This is a genomic window from Vibrio sp. PID23_8 (assembly GCF_003584965.1).
GTDB lineage: Bacteria > Pseudomonadota > Gammaproteobacteria > Enterobacterales > Vibrionaceae > Vibrio.
In genome coordinates, this window is record NZ_LIXE01000018.1 from 28,457 (window position 1) to 47,351 (window position 18,895).

Annotated in this window: 15 protein-coding genes and 5 pseudogenes; 8 read left to right on the forward strand and 12 right to left on the reverse strand. The window is 42.7% G+C overall.

Translation table 11 applies throughout. The annotated features are described in order from the left end of the window. The first annotated feature begins 4 nt into the window (after positions 1-4). Both AK966_RS20235 and AK966_RS18435 read left to right on the forward strand, forming a co-directional pair. Positions 5-199 (forward strand): hypothetical protein, encoded by a 195-nt coding sequence (locus AK966_RS20235; protein WP_253252651.1) that lies wholly within the window; start codon positions 5-7, stop codon positions 197-199. Continuing rightward, a pseudogene (locus AK966_RS18435) lies at positions 192-281 on the forward strand (methyl-accepting chemotaxis protein); the annotation flags it as partial. The gene AK966_RS20235 and the pseudogene AK966_RS18435, both read left to right, overlap by 8 nt. Positions 282-423: 142 nt before the next feature. Here AK966_RS18435 and AK966_RS18440 read toward each other — a convergent pair. Further along, on the reverse strand, positions 424-1,581 hold the full coding sequence (locus AK966_RS18440; protein WP_119464677.1) for an amino acid permease: 1,158 nt from the start codon (positions 1,579-1,581) through the stop codon (positions 424-426). A gap of 940 nt (positions 1,582-2,521) precedes the next feature. Between AK966_RS18440 and AK966_RS18445 the strand changes: the two genes are divergently transcribed. Beyond that, on the forward strand, positions 2,522-2,863 hold the full coding sequence (locus AK966_RS18445; RefSeq protein ID WP_099078174.1) for a helix-turn-helix transcriptional regulator: 342 nt from the start codon (positions 2,522-2,524) through the stop codon (positions 2,861-2,863). 85 nt (positions 2,864-2,948) lie between these two features. Beyond that, positions 2,949-4,004, forward strand: a complete 1,056-nt coding sequence (gene arsB, locus AK966_RS18450) for an ACR3 family arsenite efflux transporter (protein ID WP_099078175.1) — start codon at positions 2,949-2,951, stop codon at positions 4,002-4,004. A 47-nt stretch (positions 4,005-4,051) separates the two neighbouring features. Here arsB and AK966_RS18455 read toward each other — a convergent pair. From AK966_RS18455 to AK966_RS18465, 3 genes and pseudogenes are all read right to left on the reverse strand, one after another. Further along, positions 4,052-4,338: pseudogene (locus AK966_RS18455) on the reverse strand (AraC family transcriptional regulator); the annotation flags it as partial. 65 nt (positions 4,339-4,403) lie between these two features. Then, positions 4,404-5,429, reverse strand: a complete 1,026-nt coding sequence (locus tag AK966_RS18460) for a lactonase family protein (protein ID WP_119464674.1) — start codon at positions 5,427-5,429, stop codon at positions 4,404-4,406. A gap of 140 nt (positions 5,430-5,569) precedes the next feature. Next, complete coding sequence (locus AK966_RS18465; RefSeq protein ID WP_099078177.1) at positions 5,570-6,154, reverse strand: 2OG-Fe(II) oxygenase; 585 nt, start codon at positions 6,152-6,154, stop codon at positions 5,570-5,572. A 195-nt stretch (positions 6,155-6,349) separates the two neighbouring features. Here AK966_RS18465 and AK966_RS18470 point away from each other — a divergent pair, with 195 nt between their 5' ends. Then, positions 6,350-7,000 (forward strand): HAD family phosphatase, encoded by a 651-nt coding sequence (locus AK966_RS18470; RefSeq protein ID WP_099078178.1) that lies wholly within the window; start codon positions 6,350-6,352, stop codon positions 6,998-7,000. Between the two features lie 88 nt (positions 7,001-7,088). Here the strand turns inward: AK966_RS18470 and AK966_RS18475 are convergent, their stop codons facing one another. Further along, positions 7,089-10,868, reverse strand: a complete 3,780-nt coding sequence (locus tag AK966_RS18475) for an Ig-like domain-containing protein (protein ID WP_182852751.1) — start codon at positions 10,866-10,868, stop codon at positions 7,089-7,091. Positions 10,869-11,504: 636 nt separating this feature from the next. Between AK966_RS18475 and azu the strand changes: the two genes are divergently transcribed. Further along, positions 11,505-11,957 (forward strand): azurin, encoded by a 453-nt coding sequence (azu, locus tag AK966_RS18485; protein WP_099078179.1) that lies wholly within the window; start codon positions 11,505-11,507, stop codon positions 11,955-11,957. A 127-nt stretch (positions 11,958-12,084) separates the two neighbouring features. On the opposite strand, the gene AK966_RS18490 is transcribed toward azu, so the two are convergent. The 3 genes and pseudogenes from AK966_RS18490 to AK966_RS18505 all read right to left on the reverse strand — a co-directional run. Further along, positions 12,085-14,082, reverse strand: a complete 1,998-nt coding sequence (locus tag AK966_RS18490; RefSeq protein ID WP_409120297.1) for an EAL domain-containing protein — start codon at positions 14,080-14,082, stop codon at positions 12,085-12,087. A gap of 317 nt (positions 14,083-14,399) precedes the next feature. Then, entirely contained in the window at positions 14,400-15,248 is an 849-nt protein-coding gene (locus tag AK966_RS18495) for a mechanosensitive ion channel family protein (protein ID WP_099078181.1), read from the reverse strand. A 335-nt stretch (positions 15,249-15,583) separates the two neighbouring features. After that, a pseudogene (locus tag AK966_RS18505) lies at positions 15,584-16,009 on the reverse strand (transposase); the annotation flags it as partial. A gap of 90 nt (positions 16,010-16,099) precedes the next feature. On the opposite strand from AK966_RS18505, the gene AK966_RS19840 reads away from it, so the two are divergent. Beyond that, entirely contained in the window at positions 16,100-16,288 is a 189-nt protein-coding gene (locus AK966_RS19840) for a hypothetical protein (protein ID WP_143699928.1), read from the forward strand. 310 nt (positions 16,289-16,598) lie between these two features. Next, a pseudogene (locus AK966_RS20475) lies at positions 16,599-16,901 on the forward strand (diguanylate cyclase domain-containing protein); the annotation flags it as partial. Positions 16,902-16,958: 57 nt separating this feature from the next. Here the strand turns inward: AK966_RS20475 and AK966_RS18515 are convergent. The 4 genes and pseudogenes from AK966_RS18515 to AK966_RS18530 all read right to left on the reverse strand — a co-directional run. Continuing rightward, on the reverse strand, positions 16,959-17,111 hold the full coding sequence (locus AK966_RS18515; RefSeq protein ID WP_253252652.1) for a hypothetical protein: 153 nt from the start codon (positions 17,109-17,111) through the stop codon (positions 16,959-16,961). Positions 17,112-17,421: 310 nt separating this feature from the next. After that, a complete protein-coding gene (locus tag AK966_RS18520) occupies positions 17,422-18,090 on the reverse strand; it encodes a LuxR C-terminal-related transcriptional regulator (RefSeq protein ID WP_099078349.1) in 669 nt (222 codons plus the stop codon). Positions 18,091-18,269: 179 nt separating this feature from the next. After that, positions 18,270-18,470, reverse strand: coding sequence for a restriction endonuclease subunit S (locus tag AK966_RS18525; RefSeq protein WP_099078183.1), 201 nt, complete (start codon positions 18,468-18,470; stop codon positions 18,270-18,272). Between the two features lie 58 nt (positions 18,471-18,528). Beyond that, positions 18,529-18,771: pseudogene (locus AK966_RS18530) on the reverse strand (methyl-accepting chemotaxis protein); the annotation flags it as partial. Between the last annotated feature and the right edge of the window lie 124 nt (positions 18,772-18,895).

The window sequence follows — 18,895 nt, forward strand, 5'->3', positions numbered from 1 at the left end:
ACGTTTGAATACGAAAACTGACCACGAGTTTGCTGACCTCGCAAAAGGCTTTAATACCTTTATGGATAATTTGCAAAATCAAATGATCGAATCGAAGCGGATTTCTAGTCAAATTCTAAGTGCAACGCGTGTGACTGCCGAGGTGCTCAAGATTCTGCTATTGCGATCCAAAACCAACTGCAAGAATTGGCGCAATTGAAGCCGTGCGTGCCGGTGAATCAGGTCTTAACTTCGCGGTTGTTGCGGATGAAGTTCGTACACTTACACAGCGAACGCATGATCGAAATCACTTGGATTATTGGTATTAGGCCATTTCAATGAATCGCCAAAAATCACGTGAATTTATCAAGCCAAAAAGACAAAAGCCGCTTATCCATAAAGATAAGCGGCTTTTTCAATAATTTGACTTATAACGACCAGTAATTACACCGCTTGAGCAACCAATAGAAAACAACCAAACAGGAAGATCATGCTCATGCCAACGATACCACCGCCAGCTTCATATACGTCACTACTTGCTGCTGGCATACGACGAACCTTCATTGTCATCGATAGAGGAACAAACACCGCAAGGAAAACGAGAATGATTCCAGCATAGCTCAAGATAGCAAGGAAGTGCTCAGGAGCGAATATTGCGCCCAATAGTGGGAAAATAAAAGTTGCTATAAATACGACTGGTTTACTGACTTTCAAAAAATCAGCATTTTGGTCGTAAAGCGCCATCGCAACACCTAAAAAAGAGGTCAGCAAAGCCAAACCAGTAAACATTGACAGAATGAACTCTAGACCACTGTACTGTTGTCCTAATACAGAAATCAACTCAGATACATTCGAAAACTGTACAAGTTCATGTGGTGGTAAGTTGCCCACGACTGCAAATAGCCATAATAAGTAGCATACGAGTGGGATTGCTGAACCTATAATAATCATATTACGTAGGTCCGTTTTACTTGCTTCTTTGTTATAAGTCACTAAAGAAGGGATCACCACCATGAAACCGAAGCTAGTAAATAAAACAGAACTGGTTTTGATCAGCGCCAACTTGTCATCACTCACAACCTCACTTAAACCGTCAAACGACACATTTGGCGCTAGAGAAACTAGGGTAAGTACGAGTGCTGCGATCATACCGATGAACAAGCCACGGTTTAGCTTATCCACCACAGCAGTACCTGCAGAAACAATAAGACCGACCAGTACGGTAAAGACAACTTGACTGGTAATTGTCGAAACTGGAAGACCGATAGACGCCGTCACTTTTTGAACGAGATCGCCCGCGCCAATGATGTAAGCCATGAGGAGACAAACAAGTAAGGCATAAAGCAAGCCGTTAGTAATGACTTGACCACCTTTACCTAAGGTTTCACGAGCGATGGCATTCATACTCACACCACCACCGACTTTGCAGCTAGCTTCTAGTAAAAGTAAAGCAGCGTAGGTTGTTCCTGCCCAAATGACCAACATGAGAAGAGTACCCCAAAGAAGGCCGAATTGAGCAAGCACCATTGGTATAGCAAGCATACCAGCGCCAAGAGCAGTGCCTGCTATGATCAGGGAGCTGCCGACAAGTTTTAGGTTCACGGTTAATACCTCTAAATTTAATCCGTTAGTTGTGTACATATCGCGCATTTTTTGCGCGATCTACGGAAAGACCCAACCTTAATACCACTGGCAATCAGCGAACCAAAAGCCACAACTCATGAGGGTTCAATTCTGCATGAGCATGATTGCGTTAAGGGGATGCTTTTCCGGGCAAATTTTCGATTAACAGAATGGCTTATTTTGGGTTCGAAGCAAAATCAGCGTATCTTTTCGTCAATCCCATCTCTGCTTAATGGGTTTGGTTCGAAAGGATTGTATGGCATAAACTGGAGAATTGAAAAGAAAAAGGCCCGCCTCATAGCGATTTATTTTAACAACTCGAGTCTTTTACCGCTTACATGCTGAGGTTTTAAACTGGAATTAGGCATTTATCGCTAGATGGCGACCAAAGAGTGAAAGCGCGTGTGTCGCTTCGGCGTGTACAATAGAATTTACAGTTTGTGTTCAGCCATTAGAAATCCATGGCATAGCCTCGAGCAGTCAATACCGTTATTATTATTTCTGTTCCGATTGATTTCGGTTCACATACCTCTAAACGCTGATTTACGGTTCGAAAATTTAGGTAAATGAGTGTCTGAATGCTGGGCTTTATTTTCCCAGCATTTGCATCTTTCCCTGCCCCCTAACACACCAACTTTACGCAAATTCTGTTGCGGTGTATCCACTCGTTTGCGTATTGCCTGATAAACCATCATAACTCTTTATCTAGCCCCCATGTGAGGATAATATCTTTAATAACGCCTTGAAAACTCGACGTCTGCTCTTTCTCTTTATCTATGAAGTAACACGCTAACTCAAATACAACGTGACTGAACCAGTATTTGCGCTCAAATTTACCCATTTGATTCAACAGTTGCATCCTGCGTAAAGCAGACGTACACTTAATCGTAATTCGACGATGAACTATTAAGGCCAGCGAATGAGTGATAAATGCAACGACAAGTGCGAAGTTGCTTTTCAGACAACGCAACAACAACTCGAGAATGAACAAACTCTGGCAGCACAAGCGAAAGCTTTATCCCATCCAGCACGTTTGCGTATTCTGCATATCCTGCACACTCTCGATACCATGGGCGGTTGCTTGAACAGTGATTTGGTTTCTGAACTGGGTCTTGCACAATCTACGGTTTCAGAGCACTTGCGTATTCTTAAGCAAGCAGGCTTTATCAGCGCGGAACCAAACCCACCTAAAGTCTGTTACCGCATTCAACGCGACGCCTTTGAACAGTTCAATCTAGGATTTTCTAAGTTATTTGATTAATTGCCTTTGCACGCTGATAAGGTGTGTAGAGATAAACTGCACCTTTAATCATCGTCTTTCGACGATAAACGAACAAGAGAACACTATGACGACCCACGTTTTAAACAGTGCCAACAACAAAATGAGCTTCTTGGACCGTTACCTAACGGTTTGGATTTTTGTAGCAATGGCAATCGGTGTAGGTATTGGCGCAGCATTCCCTCAAGTTGCTGAGTGGAACGAGTCAATGTCAGTAGGCAGCACAAACGTGCCACTAGCAATTGGTTTGATTTTGATGATGTACCCGCCGCTAGCAAAGGTGAACTATAACTTGCTAGGCACAGTGACTAAAGATAAAAAAGCGATCACGCTGTCTTTGGTCATGAACTGGATTGTCGGCCCTATTTTGATGTTCATCCTTGCATTGATTTTCCTAGGTGATCATCCGGGTTACATGGTCGGTATCATTCTCATCGGTCTTGCTCGCTGTATTGCAATGGTGCTTGTATGGAACGATATCGGTGGCGGTAACAAAGAATACGGCGCAGCACTAGTTGCACTCAACAGTGCCTTCCAAATCGTGACTTACAGTGCCATGGCATGGTTGTTCATCACTGTCTTTCCGCCAGTCTTTGGTTACGACGGTTTCGTGGTGGATATCTCAATGATGGACATTGCGGAAAGCGTACTAATTTACCTTGGTATCCCATTCCTAGCGGGCTTTTTAAGCCGCAAATGGCTAGTCGCTGCGAAAGGTGAGCAGTGGTACAACGAGGTGTTCATCCCACGTATTTCACCCATAACGCTTATCGCCCTGCTCGCGACTATCGTGCTGATGTTCAGCTTGAAAGGTGAAATGATTTTGGAGCTGCCAATGGATGTGTTCCGAGTAGCCATTCCACTGGCTGTCTACTTCGTGTTGATGTTCTTTGTGAGCTTCTTCGTTGGTAAGAAAATGGGCATCGATTACGACAAGAATGCGTCGATTGCTTTCACGGCTACAGGCAACAACTTTGAGCTTGCGATTGCGGTTTCTATCGCGGTATTTGGCCTGAATTCAGACCAAGCCTTTGTTGGTGTGATTGGTCCACTGATCGAAGTGCCAGTATTGATTGCCTTGGTAAACATAGCACTCAGACTGAAGCAAAAATACTATAAATAGCCGAGTGTTATGACGATTGAAAGTGCATGTTGTATAGACGGCATGCACTAATTAGACACAACCGTTTTGACATAATCACTCGGCATTAGGCCGAACTTGCCTTTAAACCGTTGGCTAAAGCGAACTTCTGCCAACACTTCTCGTTATTGAGTACCTTCTTGCTTAAGCTTACGAATCATAGTCGCACGGCTCATAGCAAAACGCTCCGCTACAGCCTCCAGCTGTGTTCTTCTCCAGGAGAATGAGCCAGATAACGACTTAACTTTTGGCTAAATGTCGTATTCGAGCCCGCAAATAGATGATGCAATACACCGCACTCAGCAAGCGGTTGGTACCATTACATTCAACAAATTAGTGCTGATAAACCTCTAATTGGGCTTATTGCGTTCATTCTAATGACTATAACTTCTCGACCACACACACCGGCGAGCCCATCTCGTATGTATGTCCAGTTGGGATCAATTCACCTGTATCTGGGTTTCGACGGAAACTCATGAGATTATTGGAGTGCTGATTAGCAACCAGCATCCACCGCCCATCGCGCGATAGAATCAAATCTCTCGGAAAAACGCCGCCACATTCATAAATCGCGAGTCTGTTAGGCACTTCATCTGAGACATCAAACACCACGATTTTATTTTGCGCTCGGCACGATACGTACAGGAACTTATCGTCGCTAGAGAGACGAATGGCGGCAGCCGCCTCTTGGCTTACTTCATCCATCATCAGCTTAGTTTGATTCACTAAACGCCACAGCCCTTCATGCTTGATGAGCTTAACCAAGGTCTCTGACAGCTCACAAACAACATAAGCCACCGTTTCATGGCGATTGAACACCAAGTGACGCGGTCCAGAACCCGCTGGCATTTCCACACTTTGAGCTAAAGAGAAAGCCTGTTGATTCCTGTCATAGTCGTATAAATGTACACGGTCACTACCCAAGTCAACAACAGCAAATTGGCTTAAGTACTTTAAAAACGTTACCTGATGAGCATGGGGAGAGGTTTGACGTTCTTTGTTAGGTCCATAGCCTGGGATAAGTAAATCAGCGATAGGGGCTAACGGTTTGCCCTGATCATCAAGCGAGTAAACAACAACATTCCCTGAACCGTAATTCGCCACGGCAAGCAACTGATTAAAACAATCTACGTGGCAAGGGTAATCGCCATCAATAGGGACGGTGTACTCCTCCTCCGCCTTTGAAAAGGTCAGCGCAGCTCCCTGCTTTCTATCGACTTCGCTAAAGGTGTAAAGACCGTGTTGGGTCAATGTAAGGTAAGACGGATTTCGTAACACCAATCCATCATCAAGCCTTATAATTTCACCTGTTTGAGCATTGAGCCCGACACGGGCAATACCTAAACTCTGGCTCGGTGCATCGGTATAGGTTCCAACATAAAATTGCAAATAATCATTGACTGGCATAATGACTTCATTGGTTTGGAATTGTTCTAGATACCTTGCCGTCCGAGTCGCCAAACAGCAATCTATTCTTGCAGTCCAATTGCATCTTTGATGCACACATCACCCTTGGTTGTTTTTTGCTCTAAATTAACGTTTGGATTCTACCCCGGCAACACATTGCTGACTTTGAACCACCCTGCGATGCTAAATCTTGTCCTGTTGCAAGTGAGTACCTCATGGGGATGTTGCTCAGAAAAAAACAACAATAACCGCCCTGCTTTAGGCAAAATTCGCTGTAATTCACGCTCTCTCTGATCATAAATAACCAGTTCACCTCCATCAGCAGGCTGCCAATTGTCATTTAAGTAGAGCACGGTAGATACCCTCCTGTAATTCAGCTTCTGGAAGCTATCTAGGTGTTTCTTATAGAAGCAACCAGGTCGATATTTTGCAAAGTGTGCTTCGTAATCGTCCAATCCCAAATAGAGTTTCTGATTCATCACCTTTTTAACTTGTTTCATCCGGGTAAGAAATCGTTGTACTGGCTCACCGAGCTCACTTGAAAGCCAACAAATGTCGTCACTTCTAATATTACGTTCAAGCATTTTCTTATCGTGGTGCCCGACATGCGCTTCTTCCCAGCGGTGAGGCAAACAAAACCTTAAGTGTTCAACCTGATCCGGTGTCAGAAAATCATCCCATACATAGTAACCTTTAGATAAAAGCGAACTAATGAGCTGCTGCATATTTTCTCCTCAATATGAACCATTGAAAAATCGATACTGCAATGACAAGCCTTAGTATAGACAAGCGTAGCTAGAGCCCTAAAAACCTTTACGTTGACCAAAGGAATCTTAGCGTCATAAAGCCGCTCAATTTACCGAGTAAAACGATGGTGGTTATGTCAAAATGCACAATCTCAACTGACAAGTCGGAAAGTAATGAATTATCAAGCTGCTATTTTCGATATGGATGGCCTACTGCTCGACACTGAGCGCGTCTGCATGCAAATATTCAAAGAAGCATGCGAAGTACAAAACCTTCCGTTCCATAAACAAGTTTATCTGTCCATCATTGGCCGTAATGCTGCGGGTATCGAAGCTATCTTTCGTAAAGCCTACGGGGACGACTTGGACCGCCTGCATCAAGAATGGCGCACGCGTTACAACGCAGTGGTACAGCACCAAGCTATCCCAGTAAAGGATGGGGTAATTGAGCTTCTAGAGTGGTTAAAGTCTCAAGGCATTCCTATCGCCGTCGCGACATCAACCGCGAACGAAATCGCCAAGAAGAAGCTCGAGCTTGCGGGGTTAAGTGAGTACTTTGATAGCCTGACAACCGGTTGTGAAGTAACTCATGGCAAACCAGATCCTGAGATCTATCTATTGGCGGCACAACGCCTCAATGCTAATCCATTACAATGCTTAGCGTTTGAAGATTCTAACAACGGCGTTCGCTCCGCAGTAGCCGCCAATATGGTGACGTATCAAATCCCTGATTTAGTTGAACCATGTGAAGAAGTGCGTGGATTTGGCCATGCGATCGTTACATCATTGCATGATGCGTTAAACGAAATCAAAAAATCTCGATGACCTAATACTTTGATAGTCAAAGGCTTTCTATGAAAAAGCCATCACCTTTCGGTAATGGCTTTGTTTGTTAAGTTTAAGCTTTTGTCGCTTATTGCGGATCAAGCCCCAGCTTTTGCAGTACTAGCATAAAGTTATCACGGCGTTCTTTCACGTTGTGAACGTCACCAGTCGAACAGGTCAAATCCGGACAGCCACGGTTTACAATGCCAGAAACGTCATCGATGAATTGTGAACCTTTCAGGCCACCATCAACGTAGTTTTTCAGCTCGTTGTAGTAGTTCCAGCCAGCGTACTGACCGCCTTCGTCATTGTAAGCCTGTACCGATGTTACCCAGTAGAACAGACCTGCAATCCACTTAATCTCTTTGTTCTCTTCAGAGCTACAGATCAAACCTGGGTTTGAACAGAAATCAAGTTCTGCGTATAGCGGGTTCGCTGGCGGCGCTTCAACCGTTACGCCATCAATCGTTTTGCCGATTGTTTCAGGATCAACGTGTGAACGGCCTAGGTAATGGTTAAGAGTGCCGAAGTTCTGACGACCAGTCGTCTGGATAACGCCACGACCCCACCAACCACAACCTTCTACACTCTCTTGGCTGCTGCCATCCCAAATAAACTTACCTGCTTTTTGGCCAACGTAAGTCTTACATTCGTCACGTTCCCATACTTGCTTAGACGTATCTACACTTTCTGGTACGTCGTTACAGTGGCCGTTGTTCGTCCAGCGACCAACAGCACCATCAACAAGTAGACCTCGCTCTTCTAGTACCGTGTCAGGTGCCGCAAATACTGGCGCTGGTGCACCGTACCATTTGGCGTGCGTCAGAGCGCTCACTTCCATCTTGTTATCGCGTGGACAAGAGTAAGCGTAGTCTAAACCTGATACTGGATTCACACCGTAATCCGCGTATTTCTGACCCAACTGGCCACAACTCGCTGACATCGGGTAATCCGTTGGTGCGCCGTATTTCACTTCAGACCAGTTGTTCTCGTCACATGCGTTGTAACGGATAGTTTCTTGCATACTTTGTGCTAAGAACGCAGCAATCGCAACTTTCGCGTATTTGATGTTGGTTTCATCATCGATACCATCGTTCATCAACCAGAACTTGTTGCCAGCCACACCGATGTTGTGCATTGCGTTCAAGCCGTCCAAGAAGTCATTCCACTTGTACACAGTAGAAGGAACCCATTGCGATTGCGGCGTTTCATATAGGAACGCTTCATTATCCATGACAGACTCAGCATTCGCTAGCTGTTGGTTCAGTGCTTCAATACGAGTTAATGAGCCTTTCTCTAACTCTTCACCCACGTAGTACAGTGGCACTTTCGCATCTTGGTAACGCTCAATTTTAGCCGTTAACTGTTCGCTATCTTGGTTGAATAGTAGTGCAAATACGTTGCTGTACGCTGCTTTTCGAAGTTGCGGCTTACCTTGCGTGTCACCCATAAAGTAACCCGCGGTTTGATCCGTTGGCATGTTTGCCAGCATCGCAGGTGTCTTCACGTAATCTGTCACTTGTTTCACGTACTCTAGTGCGTTGTGCCATTGGTCGCTTGATAGTGCGTTTGTTACGTCTGATTTAGTGAAGACAACAAAGTCAGCTTTGTTTGCAGCGTCTGCTTTGTACAATTCAAAGTTATCGAGTAAATCTGCGGTGAAAACTGACGCTTCATCCCATACAGACTGACGACCTGAATGAGTATCGTAAGCAAAATCACCGATGTTTAGTGACCAACCATAAGTTGCTTCTGGTGCAAGTGTAGCGATGATCACGTTGTGCGCTTGCGCCCAGCCTTTCACATCATTGCTCAGTGCATTGATGACATCAACGTCGATGTTGCTGCCGGTAATATCTACCGCATTAATCAGCGCATCTTTAACCGCAACCGTACCGAAAGACTCACCTTTATCTTGTGTCGCTTGATCAAGTACATCACTAGTAATGATGATCGATGAAGCTCCTGCATGCTCAGCTTGTTCAATGAAAGAAACAAATGCGCGTGTTAATGCGTCGGTATCTGCTAGCACGTCACTGTTGTTCGCGCCAATTGTCAATGTTGCTGGTGCGCTTGACGATGGGCTAGCAACAACAAACGTATTTGGCCAACCTGCAACTTCTAGACGAACTGGGTCCATTGGGTTTTGTAGTGATAGAAGCGGCGCTGTACCAGGCTCTGTGCCGTCACAGTTTAGGTGAAGAGCCCAAGATGCATCGCTACCAGGCACGGATTGTGTCCAGTAAATCGCGGAGTACGCGATATTTTTGTGGACCATAATGTCACCACCTGTCGCATGATCACCACGCGGCCAGTCTGGGTAGACATTAAAGTCAGCACATAATCCACCTGGTGGTGGCGTTGGTGTGGCTACTTCTTCGACAGTGATTTTTACACGTGCTGTGGAAGATAGATCTTGGGCATCCGTTGCAACCGTTTCAAGTGCAATCGCACCGACTTCAGAAGCTTTCCAATCACACGCAAACTGCTTGGTTGTTTGTGCGTCAAATTCACAAATTTGCTTGTTATTTGCTTTTACAATAACACGCGACAAATCATCGTCTGCATCCGTAGCACTAACAGAAATCGATACGGTTTGATCCTTTTCGATGATCGAGGCATTCACAGGAGTCACAAATCTTACTTCTGGCTTCTCGAAATCCTCACCAGCTTCCTCTACTGAAACCGTTATCGTTTGTTGCTCTACCAATTGGTTATCTTGATCAAGTACACGAACTTGAAGCGTTACATTGCCTAATTTGCCTGGAGTCCAAGACTGTGAGTAAAGCGTTTGGCTAGGCGCAATATTTTGTTGGCCTAGTTTGCTATTGTTAGCCCAAAACTCAACTTTAGAAATTAACTCACCTTCTACTCGAGTTTTGATGATCGTCGCTTCATCAACATTCAGTGATTGTCCCTGAGTTGGTGAAACAAATGAGAGTTCATGTACTGTCGGTACGTCAGGTTCACCAGGGTTTCCTGGACATTCAACAGTATCCCAAAACCATGACTCTGCACTTGGTGCTTCCCATACACCAGGGTTATTTTTTGCAACAAAACACTCGCCGTCATAGATAACCAGATCGCCATTATTTACTTGGGTTTGACCCGGAACAAACGGGATCACATCATCAGGAATGATTGGTGGATCTACTTCTTTTGCTTTTACGGTAATGCGAACTGAGTGTTCTTTCTTCACGCCCGATGCATCTTCAACAATCGCTTTAATCGTGTGAGCACCTTCGCCTGCTGCTACCCAGTTTGCTTGAAAAGGCGCATTAGTCACACTCGCAACTTGCTTACCGTCAACATGGAACGTCACGCCCTTAACGTTAGTATTTGTTGCTTTTACGTTTGCTAGCATGGCGACCGTTTGGCCTTCTTCAAACTCAGCACCATTTGCAGGTGACGCAAGTTGAATAGAGATTTCTGGTTCACCAACGTCACCTTCATCATTTGCCACTAGACGAATCGTATTTTGAAGCAGAGAAAGATCCAATACACCATTAACACCAAGCGTTAGCTCAATACTTTCACCCGGTTGAAGTAGTGACTTGATCCAACTGCCATCAGCAAAAGACAGTGAAAGTGTATTGTAAAACACACTGCCTTGTGCGTTGCTGGTAAATTTCAGTGCTGGGTAACTAATCCCTTGTGCAGACCATGATGGCGTCGACATTGACATGTTTGAATCAAACACAATTTTCGCGTCGCGCAATTCAACCGGCTTAGTGCCATCATTAGTCAAGGTGACTTTGTATGTATTCCACCATTGGCTCTCAGAACCAACAACAGTTGCATCTGTACTAACTGCCGCGTGAGCTACCGGCAGTGCCATTCCGATCGTAAGTGCTAAAACACTTGGCATGATAGCTAGTGTATTCTTTCTCATAATTAGGGATTTATAAAAACAATAAAATGGACAAGCATTATAGGTGCGAACTTTTTTCGCGGCACAGCAGACGCATGTAACGAAATGTGACTAAGCTTACACTTGTAATTATGCCAAAATAAAAACGAATTTTTTCGCCAAAATTATGGCAACCAGAAAGATAGCGCCCAGCACACAAAATTTTGAGACTCTAGTTCAAAGTCAATAAAGTGTGCGCCAGATTAAAAAAAATCAATTTGCTCATCACAAAAGACGATGCTATTTGCCATCATGCAAATTATATGCATCCAAAAATAATATTGTTACATAATAACAATTATTGAAATATCTACTTACATGTTGGTATGAAAAATAACCTAATCAACCATTACATATGTTATGAAATACCCATGCATTACATAAAAACTTGACGCAAGTCACGTATAAATTGATCGCTCTTAGATCAGATATAAAGTGATCACACCACATGTGTGTTGCGTACAACTTTGCTTAAAAACGTCAATATCAGTATTGAAGCACGTTGTTTTGCCGAAATTAGTTGATAATGAGATGTTTTGTACTGGCTTGGTTTGATTCCAAACTAGCCCGAAATAAATAGGGAGAATGTTATATATGTCTTTACGTTTAGGCGCAGCAACCCTCGCACTCATTGGAATAAGCTTTGGCGCACAAGCAAGCGCAGAGTGTGAAGTATCCATTGATGCCAATGATATGATGCAGTTTTCAACCAAAACGTTAAGTGTTCCGGCGACATGTAAAGAAGTAAAACTGACGTTGAACCACACTGGTAAAATGCCGGCTCAGTCGATGGGTCATAACGTAGTAATTGCAGATACCACCAATCTACAAGCGGTGGGCACAGATGGCATGTCTGCTGGCATGGATAATAATTACGTTAAGCCTAACGATAACCGCGTGTATGCCTTTACAGAAGTCATTGGTGGTGGAGAGAGTACATCTGTCACCTTTAGCACCGAGAAGATGACTGCGGGGGGGGATTATTCGTTCTTCTGCTCTTTCCCTGGTCACTGGGCAATCATGCAGGGAAAATTCGAATTTAAGTAAACTTAGTGAATAAGGGAAGCCTATTAGTATTGGCTTCCCTTTTGACTTACAAAAAACAGCGTGACGCTCATCCATGCCTACAAACTTATTTATTGAGCCTGTTTTCTATTTATATGGATGACAATAGTTACTCTTGTTGTTCCAGCAAAATGTCTGCTAGAGGTTGTGGTCGTGCAAAGAAATAACCTTGTACTTTATCGACACCACATTTTTTTACGAAGTCATATTCACTCTTAGTTTCCACCCCTTCAGCAATAACTTCACAGTGAGTAATATGACCGAGTTTCACCACCAACTGATAGAGGTTTTGGCCCTTTTGATCATTTACACCTCTTAATAGAGACCGATCAAGTTTGATTTTATCAAATGGGTACTTAAGCAAGTGTGGGAATGACGCATAACCAGTACCAAAATCATCCATCGCAATTCGAATACCTTTCGCTTGCAGTGCTTCCATTGTTTTGATCAAAAAAACCTTATTACTCAGAATTGCCTCTTCCGTAATTTCAATCTCTAACCATTCTGGAGAAACATTGTAGTACTCTAACCTTGCAAAAAGATGCTCAACAAATTCCGCTTTTTCAATAGTCGCTACCGAAATATTAATCGCAACACGACATGCTTTGGATAGCGTCATCTTTTGCATATCTGCCAATACCTTCTCAATCACTAACTTATCCAGCAAAGGCATCGAATTCAACATTTGGAAATCACTTACAAACGTGGGTGGGCACAACTGACCATCTCTATCAACGTATCTCAGTAAAGCCTCGTAAGAATAGACATTATCATATTGAGTTGATTGCAGCTTTTGATAAAACATCACTAGCTCCCCCTCACTCATGATCATATTCAAACGTTTTTGTGCCATCGACTTACTCAGACTCGTATCGTTTGAATCTTTAACACTCCTCAGCAAAGTGTTAAATACCGAACGTTCAATGCTTGAGTATGCGTTACTAGAACGAAACTGAGCAACATATTTCCCTGCAAAAGCCGAATAAAATGGTTGATAAATAAAGATACCAACCACAATGATGACTAACTGAAGTATAGAGCCCTCAATTCTGTCTCCCAATGCTAAATAACCACTGTATAGCGGAGGGGTCATCCAGTTAACAATGTTCTCAACGGGTGATACCACCCCTGTAGAAATACAAACATAAGTGATGACAAAGCTCACTAAAGGCACTAATACGAATGGCACAATCAATAAGGGATTAAAAATGATTGGCAAGCCAAAAAGCAGTACTTCATTGATGTTGAAGATGACCAGTGGCATCGCTGTCAACGCCAATATGACATGATGGCGTTCTCTGGCAAACAACAATACACAAAGCAACAAACTGATGCTGTTTCCTGATCCCCCCATCGACATAAATGCATCATAGAAACCTTGGCTAATCACGTTTAGTGAGGCATCTCCAGCTTGCCAAGCTGCCATATTTGCTTCAGTCGCTGCATATATCTGCTGTTTGGTGGTAAATAGCATGTTGTGACCATTAATACCGATAGCACCGAGAATACCCAGTATCATCTGATAGATCAGCCCACCTTCAAGGGTCAATGGATCCGCGCCAATATCACGGATAACCCCTCTCAAGATCGCTATCAAAACAGCTGCAATATGTGATAAGGCCAGTGCGACTAATACAAAAGTAAAAAAATGCACAACATGTTTGATAAGGCGAGATGAAAAATCTAACGCTTGTGGCTCTAATAAACGTATCTTGAATATACTGCAATAGACATATGTCATCACCGTACTAAGCAATGCCAGTAAAGGGTTATTTGGCAACATGTAAGTCGTAGACAAGCTTCCATTCTCTATCGAGGCTAGATAGAACATGATCATTGAATAAATAATGAAAACGGCGCTAGATACATTTGTCTTATGTGACAGGTAATAACCCGCAACGACGCAGAATGCTGTTGGATATAAATTGATTAAGATGTCTGATACATGAAACAGCATCCGTGATAATTCAGAAAACTCAGACAAGCGAAAAGCGTGGCCTAAAAAGATCGCCAATGCATTCGATAAAGTCAGCGGCAGCAACAACAGTGCAATCGAAGCCAAATCCGTTAAATAGGATTTAGACCCCGAACGCCACGAATCTGTCATCGCTAATACGCGATGAAACAAACCAGAATTAAATGTTAAACCAATTTTCATGGATAGTCTTATCGTTAAAAGTGAGCTAAACCGTTAATTAAACAGCCATAATTACAACCGCCACTGCAAGCTAAATGGCTGGTTTTACCGCCTTTCTTGAATTTTTGTGGAGTATTCAGGTGCTGAATGCTGGTGGGACAAGATAATAAAGACTATCGCACAAGAAGTGATTGCAGGCGTAATTTAACTGTTATATGCGTCTTGAACCATTAAGGTTATTTATCTTAACGACAATGTATTAATTTTATGATTAAGAAAGCTAACGTTTAATGCTCATTTCCTGATGGAAAACGCTGTTCGTACAACTCCATAAAGTCTTGACGAATCAAGTGTTCGAGGTGGTTTGCTTTGTCAGTTGGGCAGAAAATCATAATATGCACGATTTGTTCGCCATTGATATTGCTAGAAATATGAATATGTGGCTCTGCCCCTGGTAGGTCGACACCCGCGTGTTTCTCTATCATTGCATTGTAACGGTGAGCAACGTCAGAAAAGTAACTGCAATGTTCATCAATCTTATTGGTCAGCAATGGTAAGATTGGATATAAATTTACAAAGTCTCTAACCACGATAAAAAAGTTATGATAAACGTAGCGTTTCATAAAATTGAGATTTTTTACTGGGTATATAAAAAACATACTATTCGGCAATGTTGCCGTTTTACCCGTGTAATGATATTGACCATGGTATAGATCAATTTCTTGAATCACTGTCGCCATCATATTGTGTTCAATCACTTCTCCACACAACTTGCCTACTTCAATCCAATCTCCAATACGAAATGAACGAGAACTTGCACGTTGAATCGATCCGGTAAAGCAAAGAATGATCTCTTTCGAAGCAACAACAATCGCAACAGCAATCGCAGTGACACTAAGGGCAAATTCGCTGATCTCAGATTTCCAAAGAATAAACAAAATGATCAACGTAATAGCAAAGGTGCCGTTTTTGGTCCTCGACATCCAGCTGCGTTGTTTTTCTGTAATGAAGGCATCATCGCCACGGATTTGCGACAAAATCAAGCGACGCAAAATCATAACGACGAACAGAATTAATGCAGTGAAAACGATTTTGTGAGTAAGAAGAAAATCGACGACTAACTGCACTTTCTCCATTTCCCGGCTCCCTATTTAGTTTGAGTAGATAGATCCTTTAGGTTAGAAGCTAACCCTCGCCAGAACAACCTTATCAAATTATTCAGTCGGTTGCCCCAGTTCGCTCTGTTTAAATACGATAAACGCACGGCGGTTTAACGCATAGGCTTCTAGAGACTCTTCGTTGAACAGGTTAAAGTTCACCAAAGACATTTATCTCCCACACGAACTGCGATGGGTCGATTTATGTTTTGAGTTACGCCATCACAGTTTGTGCACGTCGATCCGCTAGTTACTCATGGCTTTGTTTCCAAATTCGAGTTAAAACGCGCCTAACATGTCTAATTATTAGGTAATCACCTTCGTTCCGACATACCTAGCCCTGTGAGCTTGTTTAACGCTTTTATCATAGCGTAAGTCTCACTAACCTGAGCATTGTATTTTCTTAAGCTTAATGTACCGCCGAGCCGTTTTTTAACACGGAACATCGCCGTCTCGGAGAGCGAACGTTTATGGTAGCCGTACATCTTTTTCCAATGCTTATTTTAACCATATAGCTTCTGACGGCCGACCGCTAGATTGCGGAGATGACCCCGTACCCAGAAGGCTGCGCCTTCCCTGCGAGGAATGATCGGGACAGCTTGTTTGATGCTAATCGCTTCTTAGCACAACCTTATGTTATAAGCACCATCACCAGATATCTCAATGATTCTTAGGCGCATCTGTTTAAGCAAATTTGGAAGCGCTTCAGCGTCGCTCACATTTAATAAACTCAACTCAGCAATAGATACATAGCAATCCTGCCTTGAATCATGTACAAATGATGCCCCACCTTTGCGCTTCCAAACTCACATCGCTTTGATACCAACTCGTTGTCGCTGGCGTACACCAATGTCAGTGATTTGTACCTATCTCTGGAAAAGTACCCTCTGGCAGTTGAACTAGCCAAACTCGGCGCGAAAGCATCGAATAAAGTTCGTAATTCAGTGAATGAAACCATCTGTCTATTGAATGTGGGAATGGGATTAGGGCAACTCGGTGATTCAGATTCTACCCTGTAACATTGCCACCAACCACTAGCCATTGCTAGAACGATTTCGGACAGACGCATAGAAGCAATATCAACATCATCACGTTTATCTGTTTGAACAACTGGCTATTTCATTGGAAAATTTTGTCCAGAGAAAGCACCTACAGTATGCTAATGCCCAGCTAGATAAGCTATCGAAAACAGACCCCTGACAGGACTCTATAACCGATATCAATTAGGCAATATCGCACCTACGTTGATTAAAACGCGCTACATCTAAGCAGAAACGCTTGGCGATTGCCATTATTGATATTGATTACTATTAAGGATTCAACGACTACTATGGGCATCAACAAGGGGATATCGCGCTCACATCCGTAGCGAAGGTACTTCAAGGTGTTTTCAATAATGCAGGTGAGTACCTACGCATTAGCGCGAATCGATCTTCACAGCAGATCGAATCTAAACTGATTCTGCTTCAAAAACGAATCGAACAAATGAATATGATCAAGCCCTCATCGATATGCTCAGAGCGATTAACGTTGTCAATGGGGGTTGCAAACTTTACTCAATTTTCATCGCTCAAGCCAAGCTTTGAATACTTGTTTAATGTCGCAGACAAAGAACTCTATCGGGAAAAATAGCTCATCAGACATGATTTTAGCATTGTCACTCGAGTATTAACTCCTGAAGAAGGTGGCTTAATCCAATAAGCTGTCTTGATAGATCATTTTCTTACTCATTCCGTCATCAACAATAAGGTTGTGACCATTAACAAAATCGTTGTCTGGATGAGTAAGGAACAAACACGCATTAACAACATCTTTTGTTTTTCTGTCTTCATTGTTTCTCATCGTTTTGCCTAAAAAGCCAATATTTGAGGTGTATGTATTCCCCAGTCTCTTGAGGGTACTTGGGATAACACGATATGAGAACACTTTTGCTTTTCACAAAACGTGATATGCGCACAAGAAATCATCCCAACGTTCACTTTAGTCATCGCAATTAGGTAGGTGTTAGAAAGGTTCCTACATAGGTACAGGTGAGACCAAAACATGGCATCAAGCAAGCATATGACACTAAGCCCAAACGGGGAATATACAGAAAACAACTAAATACAAATCAACAGGCCCTAGTTCTTTTCAAAAACGTTGAAGCCATCCATTAACCTGTCATCGATAAGTCTGAAACATTTTCCTTCGCCCAAATCAGGGCTTGAACTCTATTTTTTACATCTATTTTTTTGAAAATATTGTGCAAGTGAGTCTTTACCGTATTTTCACTGACAAATAATTGCTTCGCTATTTGTTGATTTGATGCCCCCATCGAAAGAAAATCGATAATTTGCTGTTCACGTTTGGTCAATACGGTAGGTGTATTTTTATTGATAGGTCGACTATGACGACGCAAATGTGCGATATATTGCTGAGAAAATTCGCGACTAAACCACATGTCGCCCTGTAGAATTCGACCAATACCTTTTTGCAAGGTGCCTATATCATCGGACGTATAGAAAATCCCCGCCAACGTTTGCCAAATAAACAGTTCTTCGACCGACAAAGTTTTGTCACAATTGATCAAAACTTCTATCGTCTCTTTGAAAGCCGCATCTTTGAAGTTGATGTATCGAGAGAACACATCCTCAGTGACAACGGTATAATCAAAAATGATGGTGGAAATGGTTTCTGTAAGGACAGGAGGGGTTGAGAGCTTTTCTGGTGTAATCAAAATAACATGAATACTAAGCTTCGTTTCCAAGACGTCCTTTAACAAAGATGACTGCAAACTATCTTCAGTGACTAAAATTACGTTCCTTATTCTCTTATCGTCCATCCTATTCACTGCACCCACGTTATTTTCCTTAAGATATTCAATAGGTTTAATTACCAACGTGATAAAGTCAAGTATGAAAATAGTAGTACCAATATGTAAATGATTGATATCTCAATAATTGGACAGTATAAGAGAATTAATAAGCTGATTAAAAAAGGGAGTAATAAACTCCCTTTTGATTAATGTACTGGTACTGAATTTTTCTGGTTGAACTTGCCAAAGTATTGTTCAAGAACCTCAGGAGTGAGCTTTCCTTCCGCTTCGAGCCTTTTCAGTTCAGCTGCGATTTCTTTTTGCTCTTCTAGAGAAGGTAGTTTTATTTCCGGCTCCTGAGCAGCCTCTTGAGAAATTTGTTCTAGTTCTTTTTCGAAGTCATTCATAGTACTTACCTAAATATATAGTCGTGAAACTTGCAAACTAGGTCTATTCTATCCAACTCTACAGCTTGAAGCTACCAACCATCGTATCCAAGCGAAAGGAAGCGCCTGTAAACCTCTACTTGCGTCTGCAAGTTCCTCTGCGGTTGCCGTTGCGAGTTGAGTATTTCGGTCAGAAATGTCTGCAGCTGACGAGTACTTCTACCGCTTAATCGTTTAAATCCACACCTTCAGATGTGATCACTTTACCCGCTTCCATCGCCGTCACCGCATCTTGTGCGTCACTTTGTAGTTGGTTGAACAAGGACAGCAAAAGTAAGACCAAGTACAACCTTTTGTTTAATACTCAGGAATTGGATTTCAACATATCTGGACCTTTGAAAGAATCACTCATTATCCCCCCCCCCCCCCAAAAAAAAAAAAAAAAA

Bases quoted from the DNA above. Each gene is read 5' to 3' on its own strand.
- AK966_RS18520 (WP_099078349.1), bottom strand. From the start codon at position 18,090: ATGGACGATAAGAGAATAAGGAACGTAATTTTAGTCACTGAAGATAGT.
- AK966_RS18470 (WP_099078178.1), top strand. From the start codon at position 6,350: ATGAATTATCAAGCTGCTATTTTCGATATGGATGGCCTACTGCTCGAC.
- AK966_RS18475 (WP_182852751.1), bottom strand. From the start codon at position 10,868: ATGCCAAGTGTTTTAGCACTTACGATCGGAATGGCACTGCCGGTAGCT.
- AK966_RS18460 (WP_119464674.1), bottom strand. From the start codon at position 5,429: ATGCCAGTCAATGATTATTTGCAATTTTATGTTGGAACCTATACCGAT.
- AK966_RS18465 (WP_099078177.1), bottom strand. From the start codon at position 6,154: ATGCAGCAGCTCATTAGTTCGCTTTTATCTAAAGGTTACTATGTATGG.
- AK966_RS18495 (WP_099078181.1), bottom strand. From the start codon at position 15,248: ATGGAGAAAGTGCAGTTAGTCGTCGATTTTCTTCTTACTCACAAAATC.
- azu (WP_099078179.1), top strand. From the start codon at position 11,505: ATGTCTTTACGTTTAGGCGCAGCAACCCTCGCACTCATTGGAATAAGC.
- AK966_RS18490 (WP_409120297.1), bottom strand. From the start codon at position 14,082: ATGACAGATTCGTGGCGTTCGGGGTCTAAATCCTATTTAACGGATTTG.
- arsB (WP_099078175.1), top strand. From the start codon at position 2,949: ATGACGACCCACGTTTTAAACAGTGCCAACAACAAAATGAGCTTCTTG.
- AK966_RS18515 (WP_253252652.1), bottom strand. From the start codon at position 17,111: ATGAGAAACAATGAAGACAGAAAAACAAAAGATGTTGTTAATGCGTGT.
- AK966_RS18525 (WP_099078183.1), bottom strand. From the start codon at position 18,470: ATGAATGACTTCGAAAAAGAACTAGAACAAATTTCTCAAGAGGCTGCT.
- AK966_RS18445 (WP_099078174.1), top strand. From the start codon at position 2,522: ATGAGTGATAAATGCAACGACAAGTGCGAAGTTGCTTTTCAGACAACG.